The sequence below is a fragment of the Bradyrhizobium sp. URHA0013 genome (assembly GCF_000518345.1).
Taxonomy (GTDB): Bacteria; Pseudomonadota; Alphaproteobacteria; order Rhizobiales; family Xanthobacteraceae; genus Bradyrhizobium.
In genome coordinates this window covers 774,564-793,927 of the sequence record NZ_KI912427.1, presented here as the reverse complement: position 1 = coordinate 793,927, position 19,364 = coordinate 774,564, and the positions used below count along the sequence as shown (strand labels likewise).

The 19,364-nt window shown below is 63.7% G+C and carries 16 protein-coding genes; 10 read left to right on the top strand and 6 right to left on the bottom strand.

The annotated features are described in order from the left end of the window. The first annotated feature begins 111 nt into the window (after positions 1-111). Genes N551_RS0133155 through N551_RS0133140 form a run of 4 tightly spaced genes read left to right on the top strand, consistent with a single transcriptional unit; the run spans position 112 to position 1,575 of the window. Entirely contained in the window at positions 112-438 is a 327-nt protein-coding gene (locus tag N551_RS0133155; RefSeq protein WP_027570575.1) for a helix-turn-helix transcriptional regulator, read from the top strand. Continuing rightward, the gene (locus N551_RS0133150; RefSeq protein WP_027570574.1) at positions 435-866 is read left to right on the top strand and encodes an SRPBCC domain-containing protein; all 432 of its coding nucleotides are present in this window, start codon (positions 435-437) and stop codon (positions 864-866) included. Before N551_RS0133155 ends, N551_RS0133150 begins: the two co-directional genes overlap by 4 nt. A 44-nt stretch (positions 867-910) precedes the next feature. Beyond that, positions 911-1,129 carry a hypothetical protein gene (locus tag N551_RS0133145; RefSeq protein ID WP_027570573.1) on the top strand — a complete coding sequence of 73 codons (219 nt, stop codon included), beginning with the start codon at positions 911-913 and terminating at the stop codon, positions 1,127-1,129. A gap of 2 nt (positions 1,130-1,131) precedes the next feature. Next, positions 1,132-1,575 carry a DUF1801 domain-containing protein gene (locus N551_RS0133140; protein WP_027570572.1) on the top strand — a complete coding sequence of 148 codons (444 nt, stop codon included), beginning with the start codon at positions 1,132-1,134 and terminating at the stop codon, positions 1,573-1,575. A gap of 215 nt (positions 1,576-1,790) precedes the next feature. Here N551_RS0133140 and N551_RS0133135 read toward each other — a convergent pair whose 3' ends face one another. The 4 genes from N551_RS0133135 to N551_RS0133120 form a co-directional block, all read right to left on the bottom strand. Continuing rightward, positions 1,791-3,326, bottom strand: coding sequence for a SpoVR family protein (locus tag N551_RS0133135; protein WP_027570571.1), 1,536 nt, complete (start codon positions 3,324-3,326; stop codon positions 1,791-1,793). Continuing rightward, entirely contained in the window at positions 3,323-4,600 is a 1,278-nt protein-coding gene (locus N551_RS0133130; protein ID WP_027570570.1) for a YeaH/YhbH family protein, read from the bottom strand. Before N551_RS0133130 ends, N551_RS0133135 begins: the two co-directional genes overlap by 4 nt. A gap of 19 nt (positions 4,601-4,619) precedes the next feature. Beyond that, positions 4,620-6,563 (bottom strand): PrkA family serine protein kinase, encoded by a 1,944-nt coding sequence (locus N551_RS0133125; protein WP_007595704.1) that lies wholly within the window; start codon positions 6,561-6,563, stop codon positions 4,620-4,622. A 299-nt stretch (positions 6,564-6,862) separates the two neighbouring features. Then, the gene (locus N551_RS0133120) at positions 6,863-7,525 is read right to left on the bottom strand and encodes a hypothetical protein (protein WP_027570569.1); all 663 of its coding nucleotides are present in this window, start codon (positions 7,523-7,525) and stop codon (positions 6,863-6,865) included. Positions 7,526-7,832: 307 nt separating this feature from the next. On the opposite strand from N551_RS0133120, the gene N551_RS0133115 reads away from it, so the two are divergent. Genes N551_RS0133115 through N551_RS0133090 form a run of 6 tightly spaced genes read left to right on the top strand, consistent with a single transcriptional unit; the run spans position 7,833 to position 15,359 of the window. Further along, positions 7,833-10,682, top strand: coding sequence for a bifunctional transaldolase/phosoglucose isomerase (locus tag N551_RS0133115; RefSeq protein WP_027570568.1), 2,850 nt, complete (start codon positions 7,833-7,835; stop codon positions 10,680-10,682). Positions 10,683-10,695: 13 nt separating this feature from the next. Then, complete coding sequence (gene gnd, locus N551_RS0133110) at positions 10,696-11,694, top strand: phosphogluconate dehydrogenase (NAD(+)-dependent, decarboxylating) (protein WP_027570567.1); 999 nt, start codon at positions 10,696-10,698, stop codon at positions 11,692-11,694. Positions 11,695-11,737: 43 nt separating this feature from the next. Further along, positions 11,738-13,249 (top strand): glucose-6-phosphate dehydrogenase, encoded by a 1,512-nt coding sequence (gene zwf / locus N551_RS0133105; protein ID WP_027570566.1) that lies wholly within the window; start codon positions 11,738-11,740, stop codon positions 13,247-13,249. Further along, entirely contained in the window at positions 13,246-13,995 is a 750-nt protein-coding gene (gene pgl / locus N551_RS0133100) for a 6-phosphogluconolactonase (protein WP_027570565.1), read from the top strand. The genes zwf and pgl overlap by 4 nt, the downstream gene beginning before the upstream one ends. Beyond that, a complete protein-coding gene (locus tag N551_RS0133095; RefSeq protein WP_007595717.1) occupies positions 13,982-14,512 on the top strand; it encodes a gluconokinase in 531 nt (176 codons plus the stop codon). Before pgl ends, N551_RS0133095 begins: the two co-directional genes overlap by 14 nt. Positions 14,513-14,546: 34 nt before the next feature. Further along, positions 14,547-15,359: a Cof-type HAD-IIB family hydrolase gene (locus tag N551_RS0133090; RefSeq protein WP_027570564.1), complete on the top strand. Its 813-nt coding sequence runs from the start codon at positions 14,547-14,549 to the stop codon at positions 15,357-15,359. A gap of 4 nt (positions 15,360-15,363) precedes the next feature. Here N551_RS0133090 and N551_RS0133085 read toward each other — a convergent pair whose 3' ends face one another. Then, entirely contained in the window at positions 15,364-17,163 is a 1,800-nt protein-coding gene (locus N551_RS0133085; protein ID WP_027570563.1) for a glycoside hydrolase family 15 protein, read from the bottom strand. Positions 17,164-17,205: 42 nt separating this feature from the next. Next, on the bottom strand, positions 17,206-19,167 hold the full coding sequence (malQ, locus tag N551_RS0133080) for a 4-alpha-glucanotransferase (RefSeq protein WP_027570562.1): 1,962 nt from the start codon (positions 19,165-19,167) through the stop codon (positions 17,206-17,208). Positions 19,168-19,364: the final 197 nt, after the last annotated feature.

The following is a 19,364-nucleotide window of genomic DNA, read 5'->3' as shown; positions in this document are numbered from 1 at the left end:
AATGACGGCGGAGCGGGTTGCGCGAGCGAGGACCACACGCTCGCAACGCGCTTGACTTACCCATAACCCTGGGGTTATGAATACACCCATAACTTACAGGTTATGGATTATATGCCCGTCGCCGCCCACGATCTTCTGTTCAGAACGCTCGCCGACCCCACCCGTCGGGCGATCTTCGAGCGACTGTGCCGCGAGGGCGAACAGACGGTCGGGGCCCTGACGGCACTGTCGGGCGTGTCCCAGCCGGCGGTCTCGAAACATCTCGGTGCGCTGAAGCAGGCCGGCCTCGTGCGCGACCGGCATCAAGGGCGGCAGACCCATTACAGCGCCCAGCCCGGCGCGCTCAATCCGCTGATCGACTGGACCAGCCAGATGGCCGGGTTCTGGCAGAACCGGCTCGACGCGCTCGACGATCTCCTGAAGAGGATGGACCAATGAACGAATCCGCGGCCGAAACCCGATCTGTCGTCGTCGAGCGCGAATTTGCCTTTCCGGCAGAGCGGATCTGGCGCGCGCTGACGCAGCCACATCTGATCGAGGAATGGCTGATGAAGAACGACTTCAAGCCGAGCGTGGGCCACCGCTTCAATCTTCGCGGCGAGTGGGGCGGCGTGCTGGACTGCGAGGTCCTCACCATCGAGCCGCAGAAGACGCTCGCCTACACCTGGAATTTCTCGCATGACGACGCGGCGTTCGATCTCAAGAGCGTCGTGACCTTCACGCTGACCCCGACCGGCGCAGGCACGCATCTGCGCGTCGAGCAAGCGGGCTTCAGCCCAACGCAGAAGCAGGCTTTCGGCGGCGCGCACGCCGGCTGGAAGCAGTTTTTCGCCAAGCTGGACGAGCTGCTGGCGCGGGCGGATTAGCTCGGCCGCCGGCCTTCATTCGATCATCTCAAGAGGAGGTTTCATTGACCGGAAATATGTGGATTCGGCAGATCCATCGCTGGCTGTCGATCGCTTTCACGCTTGCCGTCATCGCCAACATCGTCGCCCTGACGCTGCAAGTCCAGGCGACGTGGATCGGCTTGCTCGCCTTCGTCCCATTGATCCCATTGCTTGCGACCGGGCTCTATATGTTCGCGCTGCCATATCTCGGCCGCCGCCGCGGCGCCCGACAAGAGGCGTGAACATGAAAAAGGCCGTGACCGCGAAAAACAGCAGCACGACGAAGACGGATGGCGCCTCGCCATCCAGGCTGATCGACGGCAGGATCAAGGAGCTCGGCGACTGGCGCGGCGAGATGCTCGGGCGGATCCGCGGCCTGATCAAGGACGCCGACCCTGATGTCGTCGAGGAATGGAAATGGCGCGGCGTTCCCGTGTGGGAGCACGACGGCATCATCTGCACCGGCGAGACCTACAAGGCCGTGGTGAAGATGACGTTTGCCAAGGGCGCGGCGCTGGAGGATCCCGCGGGCCTGTTCAACTCGAGCCTCGACGGCAACGTGCGCCGCGCGATCGATATTCGCGAAGGCGAAAAGATCAACGAGAGGGCGTTGAAGGCGCTGATCCGCGCGGCGGTGGAGCTGAATGCGTCGAAAGCCAGGAAGAAGCCGGCGAAACGTTCCGCATAGAACCGTTGTTGTGGAGCCACGAACGCTTTCCTTCTCCCCTTGTGGGAGAAGGTGGCGCGAAGCGCCGGATGAGGGGTCTCTATCGACACGGGAAGTGTGGAGAGATACCCCTCACCCCAGTGAGCTTGTGTCTCCCGGCATCGCCGCCCTCTCCCACAAGGGGCGAGGGCACATCAACGCGCATCTCGCCGTATTGCTCCGCATAATCAGCAGCGTCAGGCCACCGCCGAGATCGGGCGCGGGCTTACGACATATTCGCGCAGCACCTTGTCGTTGGCGTCGACCTCGATCAGCGCGACGTCGTAGGTCCAGAGATCGGCCAGATGCTGGAGCACGCGCTTGGCGTCGGTCTCGTTGAGCTGCGCGCCCTTGATGACATGGTGATGCAGGATCAGCCGCCGGTCGCCGGAGAGATCGACGTCGACCACCTCGATATTGGCGTCGATGTAGCCGACATCGTGTTGCCGTGCCAGCTCGCGCCGGACGCGGCGGAAGCCGCGCTCGTCGTGAATGGCGTCGACCCGGATGCCGGCGCGTTCCTCGGGATCGTCATGCAGGTGGAACATGCGAAGGTGGCGCATCAGCTTCGGGCTCAGGAACTGGGCGATAAAACTCTCGTCGCGGTAGTTGGCCCAGACGTCGCGCAGCACGCCCATCACGTCGTTCTTTCCGGCGATGTCCGGGAACCACTCGCGGTCCTCGTCTTCCGGCCGGGTGACGATGCGCTCGATGTCCTGCATCATGGCGAAGCCGAGCGCATAGGGGTTGAAGCCGGAAAAGCGCTGGTCGTCGAATTCGGGCTGGAACACGACGTTGGTGTGCGACTGCAGGAATTCGAGGAAATTGCCGTCGCTGATGCGGCCCTGCTGATGCAGCTTGGTCATGATGCGATAGTGGACGTAGGTCGCCGTCCCCTCGTTCATCACCTTGGTCTGGCTCTGCGGATAGAAATATTGCGCGATGTGGCGGACGATGCGCAACAGCTCGCGCTGCCAGGGCGCCAGCCGCGGCGCGCTCTTCTCGAGGAAATACAGCAGGTTCTCCTGCGGCAGGCCGAGCAGCTTGCGGCGGCGTTCGATGCTGAGCGCGGACCGGGTCTTGCTCTTTCCCGCCGGCACGGTGCGCCAGAGGTCGTTGAAGACCTCCTCCTCGTGCTGGCGGCGGCGCCCTGCCCGCTTCTCTTCGGCGCGGAGATCGAGCTTCTTCTTGCCGGGATAGCGGTCGATCCCATGCGACATCAGCGCATGTGCGGCGTCCAGCGTGCGCTCGACTTCGGTGCGGCCGTAGCGATCCTCGCAGCTCATCACATACTTCTTGGCGAAATCCAGATAGTCCAGGATGCCGTCGGCGTCGGTCCACTGCTTGAACAGATAGTTGTTCTTGAAGAAGTGGTTGTGGCCGAAGGCGGCGTGCGCGATCACCAGGGTCTGCATCGTCGCCGTGTTCTCCTCCATCAGATAGGAGATGCAGGGCGAGGAGTTGATCACGATCTCATAAGCGAGCCCCATCAGGCCCTTGCGGTATGAGGCCTCGTGATAGGCGAACTGCTTTCCGAATGACCAGTGCTTGTAGAACAGCGGCATGCCGACCGACGAATAGGCGTCCAGCATCTGCTCGGCGGTGATCACCTCGATCTGGTTCGGATAGACGTCGAGCCCGAGATCTTTCGTCGCCACCACCTCGCAGGCATCCGTGATGCGCTGCAAGGTGTGAAAATCCCAATCGGCGCCTTCGAACAAGCGTTCCGTCATGGAGCGGCTTTCTCCTGGGCAGTGTCGCGGCGCTGAAACAGGTCGTGGAACACCGGAAAAATCTCGCTGCGCTCGCTGACCTTGCGCATCGAGAGCGGTGCGCCGCTGTTGCGCAGGCGCTCGTAGAGGGTCCAGAGCGAGGAGTCGGACAGATCGAAGGCGCTGCCGCCGGACTCGCCGACCTCGAGATAGGCGAAGAACTGGCAGACCGGCAGGATCTTGTCAGTCAGCAGCATGCCCGCGAGCTCGCCGTCGGAATAGGAATTGTCGCCGTCGGAGGCTTGCGCGGCGTAGATATTCCAGTCCGACGGGCTGAAGCGTTCGCGCACGATCTCGTGCATGGCCTGCAGCGCGCTGGAGACCAGCGTACCGCCGGAAGCCGGGCCGTAGAAGAAGGTCTGCTCGTCCACCTCCTCGGCGCGATCGGTGTGGCGGATGAAGACGATGTCGACATGCTTGTAGCGACGCTTCAGGAAGACGTAGAGCAGCATGTAGAAGCGCTTGGCGAGATCCTTCATGTGCTCGGACATCGAGCCCGACACGTCCATCAGGCAGAACATCACGGCCTGAGCAACGGGCTTGGGCACCGTCTCGAAGCGGCGATAGCGGATGTCGAGCGGATCGATGAAGGGAATGCGCTTGGACTTCGCCTTCAGTTTTTCGAGCTGGGCCATCAGCACCAGACGCTCGTCCTCATCCGCGCAAGCGGCGATGGCGGCTTCCAGCTCTTCGATCTCCTCCTTGCTGGGACGCTTGAGCGCGATACGGCGCGCCATTGCGCGCCGAACCGTCCGGCTCACCGAGATGTTGGATGGCGAGCCCGACGTGGTGTAGCCGGCGCGCTGGATGCCCTCGCTCTCGGTCTGCGCGATCTTGCGCTTGGCCAGATCGGGAAGTTCGAGATCATCGAGGAAGAGATCGACGAATTCGTCGCGGCTGAGCACAAAGCGGAAGGCGTCCTCGCTGTCGCCTTCGCCCGGACCGGAGTCCTTGGCGCTGCCCTGGCCGGAGCGCTGGAGATAGTCGCCCTCGATGAACTTCTTGTTGCCCGGCAACACCATGTCGCGCGTTCCGCCGTCGCGGCGGAAACGCGGCTCGTGCATGCCGTCGAGCGGGATCGTGACCTCGCCACCCTCCAGGACGTCCTTGATGTCGCGTTCCTGCGAGGTCTTCTTGACGGCGCCCTGCACCAGGGATTTGGCCCGACGCAAGAACCGCTGCCGGTTCTCGAGACTCTTGCCGCCTGGATTCAGGCGCCTGTCAATAATGTGAATCGGCACTTTACCATCCGCCTCAACCGGCCTGCTTCACGCGCATGTACCATTCGACGAGCCGGCGAACCTGACGCTCGGTGTAGCCGCGCTCCACCATGCGTGCGACGAACTCGCCGTGCTTCTTCTCCGTCTCGCCGTCCTTCTTCGACCCGAAGGAGATGACCGGAAGCAGGTCCTCGACCTGGGAGAATATCCGCTTTTCGATCACATCGCGAATCTTCTCGTAGGAGATCCAGGTCGGATTCTTGCCACCGTTCTGGGCGCGCGACCGTAACGAGAATTTGACCACCTCGTTGCGGAAATCCTTCGGGTTGGCGATGCCCGCCGGCTTCTCGATCTTGGTCAGCTCCTGGTTCAAGAGTTCGCGATCAAGCAGCTGGCCGGTGTCGGCGTCCTTGAAATCCTGGTCCTCGATCCAGGCATCGGCGTAATCGACATAGCGGTCGAACAGGTTCTGGCCGTAATCCGAGTAGGATTCGAGATAAGCCTTCTGGATCTCGTTTCCGATGAACTCGGCATAACGCGGTGCAAGGTCCGCCTTGATGAATTCGAGGTAGCGCTTCTCGACTTCCTCGGGCAGCTGCTCGCGCTTGATCGATTGCTCCAGCGCGTACATCAGATGCACGGCGTCGGCGGCGACTTCCTGCGGATCGTGGTTGAAGGTCGCAGCCAGGATCTTGAAGGCAAAGCGGGTGGAGACACCGTCCATGCCCTCGTCGACGCCGGCGGCATCGCGATATTCCTGGACGCTGCGCGCCTTCGGATCGGTCTCCTTCAGGCTCTCGCCGTCGTAAACCCTCATCTTGGCGTAGGTCGTGGAATTTTCGTGCTTCCGCAGCCGAGACATCACCGAGAACCGCGCCAGCGTCTCCAGCGTCGCGGGCGCGCAAGGCGCGGCCGCGAGCTCGGAGCCCTGGATCAGCTTCTCGTAGATCTTCTGCTCTTCCGTGATCCGCAGGCAATAAGGCACCTTGATCACGCAGATGCGGTCGATGAAGGCCTCGTTGTTCTTGTTGGCCTTGAAGCTCGACCACTCGGCTTCATTGGAGTGCGCGAGGATGACGCCGGTGAACGGAATAGCGCCGATGTTCTCGGTGCCGATGTAGTTGCCTTCCTGCGTCGCGGTGAGCAGCGGGTGCAGCATCTTGATCGGCGCCTTGAACATCTCGACGAACTCGAGCACGCCCTGGTTGGCGCGGTTGAGGCCGCCGGAATAGCTATAGGCGTCGGGATCGTTCTGCGCGTAGGTTTCGAGCTTGCGGATGTCGACCTTGCCGACCAGCGAGGAGATGTCCTGGTTGTTCTCGTCACCCGGCTCGGTCTTGGCGATGCCGATCTGGCGCAGCCGCGACGGCTGGATCTTTGCGACCCGAAACTGGGAAATGTCGCCGCCAAAGGCTTCCAGCCGCTTGTAGCACCACGGGCTCATCAGGCCGGTGAGACGGCGGCGCGGAATGCCGTATTTCTCTTCCAGCATCGGGCCGAGCTGATCCGGATCGAACAGGCTGAGCGGGCTTTCGAACACGGGCGAGAGCTCGTCGCCGGCCTTGAGCACGTAGATCGGGTGCACTTCCATCAGCGACTTGAGCCGCTCGGCGAGCGAGGACTTGCCGCCGCCGACCGGACCGAGCAGATACAGGATCTGCTTGCGCTCTTCGAGGCCCTGCGCCGCGTGACGGAAGAAACCGACGATGCGCTCGATGGTTTCTTCCATGCCGTAGAAGCCGGCGAATGCCGGATAGGTGCGGATCGTGCGGTTCAAAAAAATACGGCCAAGGCGTGGGTCCTTGGCCGTGTCAATCGTCTGGGGCTCACCGATCGCTGCTAGCAGTCGTTCGGCCGCGTTCGCGTATTTCATGGGATCGCTTCGACACGATTCCAGATATTCCGCCATCGACATGTCGTGTTGGCTTCTCGCCTCGAACGACTTAGCGAAAGCGTTGAATAGAGAATCGTTGTACATGATCCCTCTCCGCGTGAGTTCCGCTACACAATTGAACGAAAGCAGCGACCGGACCGTTCCTTAGCGCCACTCTCGAATCAGCGTGAGCACATGACGATCATTCGACACCCGGGCGCCTTCTCGGCGCAACGCACAACGTAGGCACAGGGTGAGTTACGAACAGGCACCTGCCTGATATTTGAGCGAATCTTTGTCTATATTGGCTCATTTCCAGAAAATGTCACTCGCTCGCAACATCCGGGCGTTACCGGGGATGCGTTCATCCGGCGCCCCATCATAGCGATCTGCGAACGGCGATCTTATGACGCTTGTACGGCGAAGCCTTGGGTGCCGCGTTCATCTTCCTGCTGCAATGCGGTGCGTGGGCCGCCGGCGGCGTGACAGTCGCGGCAAGCGCGCAGCAGTGTATCAAAATCGGTCGCCAGACCCTCCGACTGGATGACGATGCGGTCGTTCTGCCGATCGTCCTGCGCACAACGGGCCAAGCCGCGGATGGTGCAGAGCTGCCGCTGCAAGGCCGGCGTCGGCGTCAGCACGATCACCTTGCGCCCGCGGCGTTCTTCAGCCGAAATCTCCGCGATCGAGTCCCACAGCAAAAATTCATTGCCGATGCGGAGATCGCGGATGCCATAGGGGGTGACGATCACCACCGATCCCCGTTCGGCGGGGAGCATCCAGATCAGCCGACCGGTCATCAGGGCGAACACTACCACGCCAGCAGAGCCGACCGTCGTGTCGTAATCGCCAAAAGCATCCCACCAGCCCAACGCGAGTGTCGCGCTGAGCAGCGTCATGGCGAAGCCTGCTACGACCAGCAGCCGCGTTTGGGTCGTACATGGACCGATTTCGAGATCGTGGGACGCATCGACGCTTCCGGTCGACGTGACCGATTGGGGACTATCTGTGACGGCGAGCGCCGGACGGTCATGATGTGCTTGCATGCTTTCCCCCAGCATGGCCATTCGCGACCGAGCCACGATGCATCAGGCGGACCGGAATCCGCTGATGAGTACTCCGCGCAGCCACGAGCGACGAGCCGAGGCAGCTGACGTTACGCAACGAGGCCAGGCCGATTTCTCACGGCCAACGACCTTTTACGCAACTCGGCTCCCTCTACGCGGATCGCCATGATCGCGACGGAGTTACACTGGAGGATATGACGCCCATACCCTTGATTGGTTCCCTCAAGGAAGCATGTAAGCTAGAGGATAGCGCGTCAGGACCGGCGCGGAAACCCCTCGCCCGCAGGCTTGGAGATAAATTAGCATCATGAATCCCGTCAAAGAACTGGAAAAGCACGGACAAGCCGTCTGGCTGGACTTCCTGGCCCGCGGCTTCATCGCCAAGGGCGACCTGAAGCGGCTGATCGACACCGACGGCGTCAAGGGCGTCACCTCCAACCCCTCGATCTTCGAGAAAGCGATCGGCAGCTCGGACGAGTACGACGCGCCGATCGGCAAGGCATTGAAGCGCGGCGATCGGTCGGTCGCCGACCTGTTCGAGGCCGTCGCGGTCGAGGACATCCAGAACGCCGCCGACGTGCTGCGCCCGGTCTACGACCGCCTCAAGGGCGGCGACGGCTATGTCAGCCTGGAAGTCTCGCCCTATCTGGCGATGGACACCGGTGAAACGGTCACCGAGGCACGGCGGCTCTGGAAGGACGTCAACCGCAAGAACCTGATGGTGAAGGTGCCGGCGACGCCGGACGGCCTGCCGGCGATCGAACAGCTCATCGGCGACGGAATCAGCATCAACATCACGCTGCTGTTCTCGAGGGACGTCTATCTGCAAGTCGCCGAGGCCTATCTCGCCGGTCTGGAGCAATACGTCGCAGGTGGCGGCGACCCCTCCCACGTGGCGAGCGTCGCGAGCTTCTTCGTCAGTCGCATCGACTCGGTGGTCGACAAGCAGCTCGACGAGAAGATCGCCCGCGCCAACGATCCGAGCGAGAAGGAACGGCTCGCCGCGCTGAAGGGCAAGGTCGCGATCGCCAATGCGAAGGTCGCCTACCAAGATTACAAGCGCCTGTTCTCGGGGCCGCGCTGGGAGAAGCTCGCGGCCAAGGGCGCCAAACCGCAGCGCATGCTGTGGGCCTCGACCGGTACCAAGAACAAGGACTATAGCGACGTCCTCTATGTCGAGGAATTGATCGGTCCCGACACCATCAACACCGTGCCGCCGGCGACACTGGATGCGTTCCGCGACCACGGCACGCCGCGCGACAGCCTGGAAGAGAATGTCGACGACGCCAGGCGCGTGCTGGAAGAGCTGGAGCGCTCCGGCGTCTCGCTCGATGCCATCACCGAGGAGCTCGTCAGGGACGGCGTCAGGCAGTTCGCCGACGCCGCCGACAAGCTCTATGGCGCGGTCGCCCACAAGCGCGCCACCGTGCTCGGGCCCGCGATCGACCGCCAGCTTCTCTCGCTCGGCGACGGTCTCGGCAAGGCCGTGGCCAAGAGCACCGAGGAATGGCGCGCATCCGCCAAGATCCGCCGGCTTTGGCAGCGCGACAAGTCGGTCTGGACCGGCACCGACGAGGATAAATGGCTCGGCTGGCTCGACAGCGCCGCCAAGGCCGACGTGGCCGACTATGAGGATTATGCCGGCCGTGTGAAAGGCCAGAAATTCTCCGACGCCGTCGTGCTCGGCATGGGCGGATCAAGCCTCGGGCCGGAGGTGCTGGCCGAGACCTTCGGCAAGAAGCCCGGGTTCCCGAAGCTGCACGTGCTGGATTCCACCGACCCGGCACAGGTGCGGGCGATGGAGGCCAGGATCGACATCGCCAACACTGTGTTCATCGTCTCCAGCAAATCCGGCGGCACCACCGAACCGAATGCGATGAAGGATTATTTCCACGAGCGCGTCGCGCAGACGGTCGGGCCGAAGGTCAAGACCGGCCATCGCTTCATTGCGGTCACCGATCCCGGGTCGTCGCTGGAGAAGGCGGCGAAGACGCTGAACTACGCGCGCATCTTCCACGGCGAGCCCTCCATCGGAGGACGCTACTCGGTGCTCTCGCCGTTCGGGCTGGTGCCGGCGGCAACCGCGGGCATCGATATCAAGACCTTCGTCAAGCACGCGCTTGCGATGGCCCGCTCCTGCGGACCGGACGTGCCGCCAAGTGAGAACCCCGGCGTGCAGCTCGGTCTTGCCATGGGCCATGCAGCGCTCGAAGGTCGCGACAAGGTGACGATCCTGTCGTCGAAGAAGATCGCCGATTTCGGCGCCTGGGCCGAGCAGCTCATCGCGGAATCGACCGGCAAGGACGGCAAGGGCCTGATCCCGATCGATGGCGAGCCGCTGGGCGAGCCCGCGGTCTATGGCAATGACCGGCTCTTCATCGACATCCGTATCGAGGGTGAGGCGGACCCCGCCCATGACTCGCAGCTTGCTGCGATCGAAGCGGCCGGCCATCCCGTCGTGCGTATCGTGATGAAGTCGATCGACCATCTCGGCCAGGAGTTCTTCCGCTTCGAGATTGCAACGGCGGTCGCGGGCAGCATCCTTGGCATCAACCCGTTCGACCAGCCGGACGTGGAAGCGGCCAAGATCAAGACCCGAGAGCTCACCGCCTCGTTCGAAAAGACCGGCACGCTGCCGGCCGAACGGCCGGTTGTCAGCACCAATGAGGCCGATCTCTACACCGACGAGACCAATGCCGCGGCCCTGCGGGCCGCCGGCGCCAACGGCGACCTCACCTCATGGCTGAAGGCGCATCTGTCCCGCTCCAAACATGGCGACTATGTCGCCCTGCTCGGCTACATCGCCCGCGACAAGACGACGATCGACGCACTCCAGACCATGCGGCTCGAAGTGCGCGAGAAGCGACATGTCGCAACCTGCGCCGAGTTCGGCCCGCGTTTCCTGCACTCCACCGGGCAGGCCTACAAGGGCGGGCCCGACAGCGGCGTGTTCCTCCAGATCACCGCCGACGATGCCAGGGACTTGCCGGTGCCGGGCCAGAAGGCCAGCTTCGGCGTCATCAAGGCCGCGCAGGCGCGCGGCGACTTCGACGTGCTTACCGAGCGCGGCCGGCGCGCGCTGCGGGTCCACCTGAAGGGCGGGCTCAAGAAGGGTCTCGCGGCGCTCAATGCGGCGCTCAATGACGCACTGAACTAAGGGAATTTCTCAAATGCAACTCGGCATGATCGGCCTCGGCCGGATGGGCGGCAACATCGTTCGCCGCCTGATGCGCCAGGGACATTCGACCGTGGTCTACGACAAGGACGCCAAGGCCGTCGCGGGCCTTGCCGCAGACGGCGCGACAGGCTCGGCGACGCTCGAAGAGTTCATTGCGAAACTGGAGCGGCCGCGCACGGCCTGGGTGATGCTGCCGGCCGGGCACATCACCGAGACCACGATCGATACCATCGCGGGCGTGATGCAGGAAGGCGACGTGATCATCGACGGCGGCAACACGTTTTGGCAGGACGACGTCCGCCGCGGCAAGGCGCTGAAGGAGCGCGGCATCCACTATGTCGACGTCGGCACCTCCGGGGGCGTCTGGGGCCTCGACCGCGGCTATTGCATGATGATCGGCGGCGAGAAACAGGTGGTCGATCGGCTCGATCCGATCTTCGCCGCGCTCGCGCCCGGCGCCGGCGACATTCCACGCACGGAGGGACGTGAGGGGCGCGATCCCCGCATCGAGCAGGGCTACATCCATGCCGGTCCGGTTGGCGCCGGGCATTTCGTCAAGATGATCCACAACGGGATCGAATACGGCTTGATGCAGGCCTATGCCGAAGGTTTTGATATCCTCAAGAACGCCAACATCGAGGCCTTGCCGGCGGATCATCGTTACGATTTCGATCTCGCCGACATCGCCGAAGTGTGGCGGCGCGGCAGCGTGATCCCGTCCTGGCTGCTCGACCTTACCTCGACCGCGCTCGCGGATAGCCCTGCGCTGGCGGAGTATTCCGGTTTCGTCGAGGATTCCGGCGAAGGACGCTGGACCGTGAATGCCGCCATCGACGAGGCCGTGCCGGCCGAAGTCCTGACCGCGGCGCTGTTCGCACGTTTCCGTTCCCGCAAGGAACACACCTTCGCCGAGAAAATACTCTCAGCGATGCGAGCCGGCTTCGGCGGCCACAAGGAGCCGAAGCAGTCGGCTGCTTCGAAGCCCAAATAGCTCGAAGCGGAAGTAAAACGTAACAAGCGAAGGCCAATAGTTCGTGACAAAAGACCCGCAGCCAAAGCGCAAGCCGGAAAATTGCGCCTTCGTCATCTTTGGCGTGACCGGAGACCTCACCCATCGACTGGTGATGCCCTCGCTGTACAATCTGGCGGCCGAGAAAATGCTGCCGGAGAAATTCTGCGTCGTCGGCGTGGCCCGCAAGGGCCAGTCGGACGACGAATTGCGCGTGAGCCTGATGAAAGGCCTGCGCGAGTTCGCGACGCGCCCCGTGGACGACGTCGTCGCCCGGCAGCTCCTGCAATGCGTCACCTTCGTGGAGGCCGACGCAAAGGACCCGCCGTCATTCGATCGCCTGCGCGCGCATCTCGATCAGCTGGAATGTTCGGAAGGTACCGGTGGCAACCGGCTGTTCTACCTTGCGACCCCGCCGGCCGCATTCGCGCCGACCGCGCGCGAGCTCGGCCGCACCGGCATGATGAAGGAGAACGGCGCGTGGCGGCGGCTGGTGATCGAAAAGCCGTTCGGCACCGATCTTGCGTCGGCGCGCGCGCTGAACACCGAACTCCTGAAGATCATGGACGAGCACCAGATCTACCGGATCGATCACTATCTCGGCAAGGAGACGGTGCAGAACATCCTGGTGCTGCGCTTTGCCAACGGCATGTTCGAGCCGATCTGGAATCGCAACCATATCGACCACATCCAGATCACGGTGGAGGAAAAGCTCGGCGTCGGCCATCGCGGCGGCTTTTACGACGCCACCGGCGCGCTGCGCGACATGGTGCCGAACCATCTGTTTCAGCTGATGTCGCTGGTCGCGATGGAGCCGCCGGCGCGTTTCGACGCCCATTCGGTGCGCTCCGAGAAGGCCGAGATTCTGACCTCGATTCAGCGCCCGAGCGAAGAGGAAGCGCTGAAGAGCTCGGTGCGCGCCCAATATCTCTCGGGGCGAATCGGCGACGATGAGATCCCGGACTATCGCAAGACCGAGGACGTCAAACCCGGCAGCACCACCGAGACCTATGTCGCGCTGAAGCTGATGATCGACAATTGGCGCTGGGCCGGCGTGCCGTTCTATTTGCGCACCGGCAAGGCGCTCGGCCACAAGCGCACCGAGGTCGCGATCAAGTTCAAGCAGGCACCGTTGTCGATGTTCTCAGGCACCGCTGTCGATCGCCTCTCCCAGAACTTCCTCACGATCGGCATCGCGCCGACCGAGACCATCGAGCTCCAGTTCAACGCCAAGATCCCGGGGCCGAGCGTCACCATCGACGGCGTCGAGATGAAGTTCCGCTATGGCGACTATTTCCGGGCCGATCCCTCGACCGGCTACGAGACGCTGATCTACGACTGCATGATCGGCGACAACATCCTGTTCCAGCGCGCCGACGGCATCGAGGCCGGATGGCAGGCGGTGCAGCCGTTCCTGGACGCCTGGAAGAACGCGGGCAGCAACGGCATCGAGACCTATCAAGCCGGCAGCGACGGCCCCGCCTGCGCCGATGAATTGCTCCGCCGCGACGGCCGAAGCTGGCGGAAGTTTTCGTGACGGCTGCGGGACAGCCGAAGCTGATCGTCGAGGCCGACGCCGAGGCTCTCGCGCGGGCCGCGGCCGAGCGGGTGATGGCGCGAATCGCGGCCAATCCCGGGCGCATCGCGATCTGCCTGACCGGCGGCTCCAGCCCGAAGAAGCTCTACCAGCTTTTGGGCAGCGAGGTCTGGCGCGAAAAAATCCCGTGGGAGCGCGTGCACTGGTTCATCGGTGACGAGCGCTTCGTTCCCGAAAGCGATCCCCTCAACAACATGGCGGTCGCGCGCGCGACCTTTCTCGATCGCAACGCGCCCTCCGGCCATGTTCACCCGATCCCGACGACGGCTGACACCCCCGATCAGAGCGCCGAGGCCTATGCGCGCGAGCTGCAGGCTTTCTACGGGGCGGAAAGCCTGGACCCGGCACGGCCGATGTTCGACATGGTCTTGATGGGCGCAGGTCCCGACGGCCACACTGCTTCCCTGTTCCCGGGCTATCCTGCGATCGAGGAGACCGAGCGCTGGGTGGTCGGCGTCCCCAAGGCCAATGTTGCCCCCTTCGTGCCGCGGGTCTCGCTCACCCTGCCCGCGCTGGCGTCCTGCCGCGAAATGCTGTTCGAGATAGCGGGGCACGACAAGCAGCCGATCTTGACGCGCCTGCTCAATGGCGAGACTCTGCCGGCCGTACGCGCGCGCTCGAATGGCGAGACCGTCTGGCTGGTCGACCAGGCCGCGCTTCCGGGGGGAATTCGTGACGGGCGTTGAAGCACCTTGTGCATTGATCGTGATGGGCGTGTCGGGCTCGGGCAAGAGCACGGTTGCAAAAGCGTTGGGCGAGCGCCTCGGCTGGCGATTCGAGGACGGAGACAGCTTTCATCCCGCCAGCAATGTCGAGAAGATGCGGGCCGGCCATCCCCTCACCGACGAGGATCGCTGGCCCTGGCTCAACGCCATCGCCGACGAGATCGCGCGGGTCTGTGACAAGGGCGAGCACGTGATCATCGCCTGCTCGGCGCTAAAGCATACTTATCGGGATGTGCTGCTGCGCGGACGCGACGACGTCCGCTTCGTCTTCCTAAGGGGCACGAAGGAGCTGATCGCCGCCCGCCTCGCGCAACGCAAGGGGCACTTCATGCCGCCCGGCCTGCTGACGAGCCAATTCAACACGCTGGAGCCGCCGGAGGCTGGCGAGCACGTGATCACCGTCTCGATCGACGAATCCGTGGAAGCGATCGTGGACGGCGCGGTGCGGCAGTTGAAACTGGGCGGCGCGAAACGCTGAGACCAAACACCCAAGAAACACCCAAGGGACCGTCATGACAAAAATCTCGCTCGTCGTCTCCGACGTCGACGGTACGCTGCTGACCAAGGACAAGACGCTGACCGACCGCGCGAGGTCAGCGGTGCAGCGTCTGCACCAGGCCGGCATCGGTTTCACGATTACGTCGAGCCGCCCCGCGATCGGCATGCGCTTCCTGATCGAGCCGCTGGCGCTCTGGCTGCCGGTCGGCCCGTTCAACGGCTCCTCGATCGTCGACCCCGAGATGAATCCGGTCGAGCAGCATCTCATCCCCGCCGGCGCGGCCGAGCGAAGCTTGCAAATTCTCCGGGACTTCGGCGCCGACATCTGGCTGTTCACCACCGACAAATGGCTGATCGACAGGCCTGATGGCCAATACGTCGCTCACGAGCAGCATACGATCCGCTCCGATCCGACCATCGTCACGGATTTCTCGCCGTATCTCGCCAGCGCCTGCAAGATCGTCGGCGCCAGCGCCGATGCGGCGGGCCTCGAGCGTTGCGAGAAGGCGATGCAGAAGGCGCTCGGCAGCGAGGCGACGGCAGTGCGTTCGCAAACCTACTACCTCGACATCACCCCGCCCGGCTTCGACAAGGGCACATTCGTGCAAGCCATGGCCAAGCGCCTCGGCATTTCAACCGACGCGGTCGCCACCATCGGCGACATGCAGAACGATCTCGCCATGTTCCGCGTCAGCGGCACCTCGATCGCCATGGGCAACGCCACCGACAACGTCAAGGACCAGGCGACCCACGTCACCGCGACCAACGAGCAGGACGGTTTTGCGGAGGCGATGGAGATGATCTTGAAGCGGAACGGGGTCGCCTAGGTCACTACTTCGACCGCTGCATCGCGGGCTTCTCGCTGCCCTGCCTTGCCGCCGACAGATTATGCGCGGTGTTGACCAGCGCGATATGCGTCAGCGCCTGCGGGAAATTGCCGGTCTGACGCTTGGCGCCTGAATCATATTCCTCGGCCAGCAGCCCGACATCATTCGCGATACCGACCACGCGATCGAACAGGATCTGCGCCTTGTCGAGATCGCCCGCCAGCACATGGGCATCGGCCAGCCACAGGCTGCAGGCGAGGAAGGCGCCTTCGAGCGGCGGTTGCCCCGCAGGCAGCTCGCGGGGATCGTGCCGCAGCACGAAGCCATCGCGCAGCATGTGGTTTTCGACCGCCGCGAGGGTGCCGCGAATGCGCGGATCCGACGCTTCCAGGAAGCCGACGGCCGGCAGCAGCAGCACGCTGGCATCGAGCAGCTTCGAGCCGTAGGACTCCACGAAGGCATTCTCCTCCGCGTCGAAGCCCCTGTTGCAGACGTCGCGATGAATGGCGTCGCGCAAGGTGCGCCAGTGCAGCAGGGGCGCCTTGAAGCCGAAGGTCTCGGCGCTCTTGATGCCGCGGTCGAAGGCGACCCAGGTCATCACCTTGGAGAAGACGTAGTGCTTCGGCTCTCCGCGCCGCTCCCAGATGCCGTGATCGGGCTGGTCCCAGACTTCGGCGAGATGCTTGAGCACGGCGCATTCCAGCGCCCAGCTCTCGTCATCGAGCTTGAGCTTGGCCATCCGCGATTGGTGGAAGGCGTCGATCAGTTCGCCGTAGACGTCGAGCTGGAGCTGCGCATGCGCGGCATTGCCGACGCGCACCGGCTGCGCGCCCTCGTAGCCGTCGAGCCAGGTCGCCTCCCATTCCAGCAGCCGCCGCTGGCCCCAGATGCCGTACATAATCTGCATGTTCGACGGTGAGCCTGCCGCCGCACGCAACAGCCAATTGTGCCAGGCCGAGGCTTCCTCGGTATAACCCGAATTCATCAGCGCCAGCAGCGTGAAGGTGGCATCACGCAGCCAGCAGAAGCGGTAGTCCCAATTCCTGGCGCCGCCGAGCTTCTCCGGCAACGAGGTGGTCGGCGCCGCGACGATGCCGCCGGTCGGACCGAAGGTCAGCGCCTTGAGCGTGATCAGCGAGCGCACGATCAGGTCGCGATAGTCGCCATCGCGATTACAGTGGCTGCACCAGTCCTGCCAGAATTTTTCCGTCTCCTGAAGCGCGAGCTCCGGGTCGATCGGCGGGGGTGGCTCGAGATGTGAGGGGCCGTAGGTCAGCACGAACGGCACGGTCTCGCCGGCCTTCACCTCGAAATCGGATACCGTGGTCAGATCCTCGCCGCGGGTCTTCGCCGGCGTCCGCAGCACGGTCATGTCCTGCCCGGCGACCGCCAGCAGGGAATGGTCGATCCGCCGCACCCACGGGATGTCGACGCCGAAGCCGAAGCGGATGACGAGCTCCATCCGCATCTTGACCGTGCCGCTGACTCCGCGGACCAGCCGCACGACGTCGGAGGCCTTGCCGCGCGGCGGCATGAAGTCGATCAGCGCGACGGTGCCGCTCTTCGTCTCGAAGCGCGTTTCGAGGATGAGGGTGTCGCCGAGATAGCGGCGCGACGTCGCGGTGACGTCCTCGCCCGGCGCGATCAGCCAGCGGCCGTTCTTGTGCGTGCCGAGGAGCGCGGCAAAGCAGGCGTCGGAATCGAAGGCCGGCCAGCACAGCCAGTCGATCGAGCCATTGCGGCCGACCAGCGCCGCGGTCTCGCAGTCGCCGATCAGCGCATAGTCCTCGATTTTCTGAGACAATGTCGTGCGAGCCTCGAAAACGACGTCCGGAGACCCCGGCGATCAACGCCCGCCGGGCAACGAGCGTTCCCGCGTCGCGGCCTTCAAAGCCGCGAGATCGACTTTCGAGGCGATCTTGTCGAGCGTCACGGGCAGGCGCTGGCGCCAGTTCGGATGCTCGTCGATCGTACCGGGAATGTTGGGCTGGTCGATCACGCCGAGCAGATCCTCCAGCGACACCGCAAGCAGCCGCGAGGGCGTGCGCGACAGGAAGGCGAGCACCGAATAGACATCATTGGCACGGATGCCGTTGGCACGCAGGATCTCGTCGAGCAGGCCGAGCGCATCCCAGCGGGCCTGATCGTTCTCGCCGGGATCGAGCCCGAGCGAGCGCTTCATCTTGAGATCGCTGAATGAGCGCCAGCCGGCATAGGTCGACAAATCATGGGTGTTCAGCGTCACCAGCGCGTTGGGCCGGTAGTGATCGACGGGCCGGAAGTGACCGGCATCGTCGCGCTCGAACATCATGACGAGGTACGACCAGATGCCGAAATCCTGCATGGTCTCGCGAAAACCTTCCGGGACCGTGCCGAGGTCCTCGCCGATGACGATGCACTTATGGGCCGCGCTCTCGCGCGCCACGGTCGCCAGCAGCGCCTCGAACGGCATCTGCACATAGGCGCCATTGTCGGGCTTGAAGCCGCGCGGCACCAGATACAGCCGCTTCAGGCCCAGCACGTGATCGAGACGGATGGCACCGGAATGGCGCATCGAAGCCGCGAGCATATCGGCGAACGGCACGAACGACTGCGCCTCCAGGCCGCCGGCGTTGAACCCGGCAAGGCCCCAATCCTGGCCGATGGTGTTGAGCACGTCCGGCGGCGCGCCGACCGCGAGATGACGGGAAATCGCCCCCTGCTCATTCCAGGCATCGAAGCCGTTCGACTGCACGCCGACAGCAACGTCGAGATAGAGCCCGACCCGCATGCCAAGCTGGCCGGCCAGCTCCTTGGCGGCATGCAATTGGCTATCGGCGGTCCATTGCACGAATTCGACGAACTCGACCTCGTGCTTGTCTGAGCCATTGCGCAGCTCGGCGCATTTTGTCTCGTCCGGCTTTTGCCATTCAATCGGCCATTCCCACCACGGCGCCGCGAAGCGATGACGGAGCACCTCAAAGCAGGCAAAACGGGACAACAGCGGCGCGCGAGCCGCGCGGAAGGCGTCGAACTGGTTGCGGCGGACGCCGCTCGCGGTTTTCACGAAGCTGTCGAAGGCGGCACGCAAGGCCAGCCATTTCAAGGCCGCCATGTCCGAATAGGGCACACGATCGCCGTCGCGGAGCCGCGCAGCGGTCGCGGCGGCGTCGGGGACGAGGTCGGGGGAAAATTCCGGGATCGCCTCGACGTCGATATAGAGCGGATTAAGAAACAGCCGGCTGTTCGGCGAATAGGGGCTGCAATCGGCCGGATGGTCGTCGAACAGCACATGCAGGGGATTGAGCCCGACGCCGTCGGCTCCCAACTGCTTGGCGAGCCGGACGAGACCGGCGAGGTCGGTGAAATCACCGATGCCCCAATTGCGCTCCGAGCGGACGCTGTAGAGCTGCACGGCAAGCAGCCAGCCGCGGTCGAAATCGCCGCCAAAGGCCCGCTCCGGCGCCACGATCATCGGCACCTCTTCCGTCACGCCTTCGGCATCGGTCAGCGTCAGGCGGTGATAGCCGAGCGGCAGGCCGGCGGGCCAGGCAATCACGGGCTCGCGCGTCTCACCTTGCGCGATCAAACTGCCGTTGCCGGTCATCTTCCATTTGAGCGGCGGCGCACCGATCGTCACCAATTCGGTGCGCGGCTGTCCCAAGGCGCGCACCACCACGGGGCCGCTGACGAAGCGGTAAACCCGCTTCTCAGGCAGGGCATCGAGGATGGATTTGAGGGCCACGGGATCGGTGACCCGCAGCTTTCCGAGGGCATCGACGAATTCGGATTGAACGCCCTTGATCCGGGCTTGAGCTAAAAGATCCATTCGGCACGCAGCTTGCAAGCCATTCTCTGGCCGGGGGAATTGATTTTAACGAGGTCACGGAAGAGGTTAGTCTGGGTTAACTCGCAAACCGCGCCTGCCGTTCCCCAGGGAACCAATGACACACAAGCGGCTTTCTATATAGGTATCAAGCGTAGGTTCCCGGCAAGGGAAACGGGCTCCTGCTTTCTTGTCAATGG

What these genes read in the sequence shown, in the direction of transcription:
- N551_RS0133155 (WP_027570575.1), top strand. Translation starts at nt 112, where the DNA reads ATGCCCGTCGCCGCCCACGATCTTCTGTTCAGAACGCTCGCCGACCCC.
- N551_RS0133150 (WP_027570574.1), top strand. Translation starts at nt 435, where the DNA reads ATGAACGAATCCGCGGCCGAAACCCGATCTGTCGTCGTCGAGCGCGAA.
- N551_RS0133140 (WP_027570572.1), top strand. Translation starts at nt 1,132, where the DNA reads ATGAAAAAGGCCGTGACCGCGAAAAACAGCAGCACGACGAAGACGGAT.
- N551_RS0133135 (WP_027570571.1), bottom strand. Translation starts at nt 3,326, where the DNA reads ATGACGGAACGCTTGTTCGAAGGCGCCGATTGGGATTTTCACACCTTG.
- N551_RS0133125 (WP_007595704.1), bottom strand. Translation starts at nt 6,563, where the DNA reads ATGTACAACGATTCTCTATTCAACGCTTTCGCTAAGTCGTTCGAGGCG.
- N551_RS0133120 (WP_027570569.1), bottom strand. Translation starts at nt 7,525, where the DNA reads ATGGCCATGCTGGGGGAAAGCATGCAAGCACATCATGACCGTCCGGCG.
- N551_RS0133115 (WP_027570568.1), top strand. Translation starts at nt 7,833, where the DNA reads ATGAATCCCGTCAAAGAACTGGAAAAGCACGGACAAGCCGTCTGGCTG.
- gnd (WP_027570567.1), top strand. Translation starts at nt 10,696, where the DNA reads ATGCAACTCGGCATGATCGGCCTCGGCCGGATGGGCGGCAACATCGTT.
- N551_RS0133090 (WP_027570564.1), top strand. Translation starts at nt 14,547, where the DNA reads ATGACAAAAATCTCGCTCGTCGTCTCCGACGTCGACGGTACGCTGCTG.
- malQ (WP_027570562.1), bottom strand. Translation starts at nt 19,167, where the DNA reads ATGGATCTTTTAGCTCAAGCCCGGATCAAGGGCGTTCAATCCGAATTC.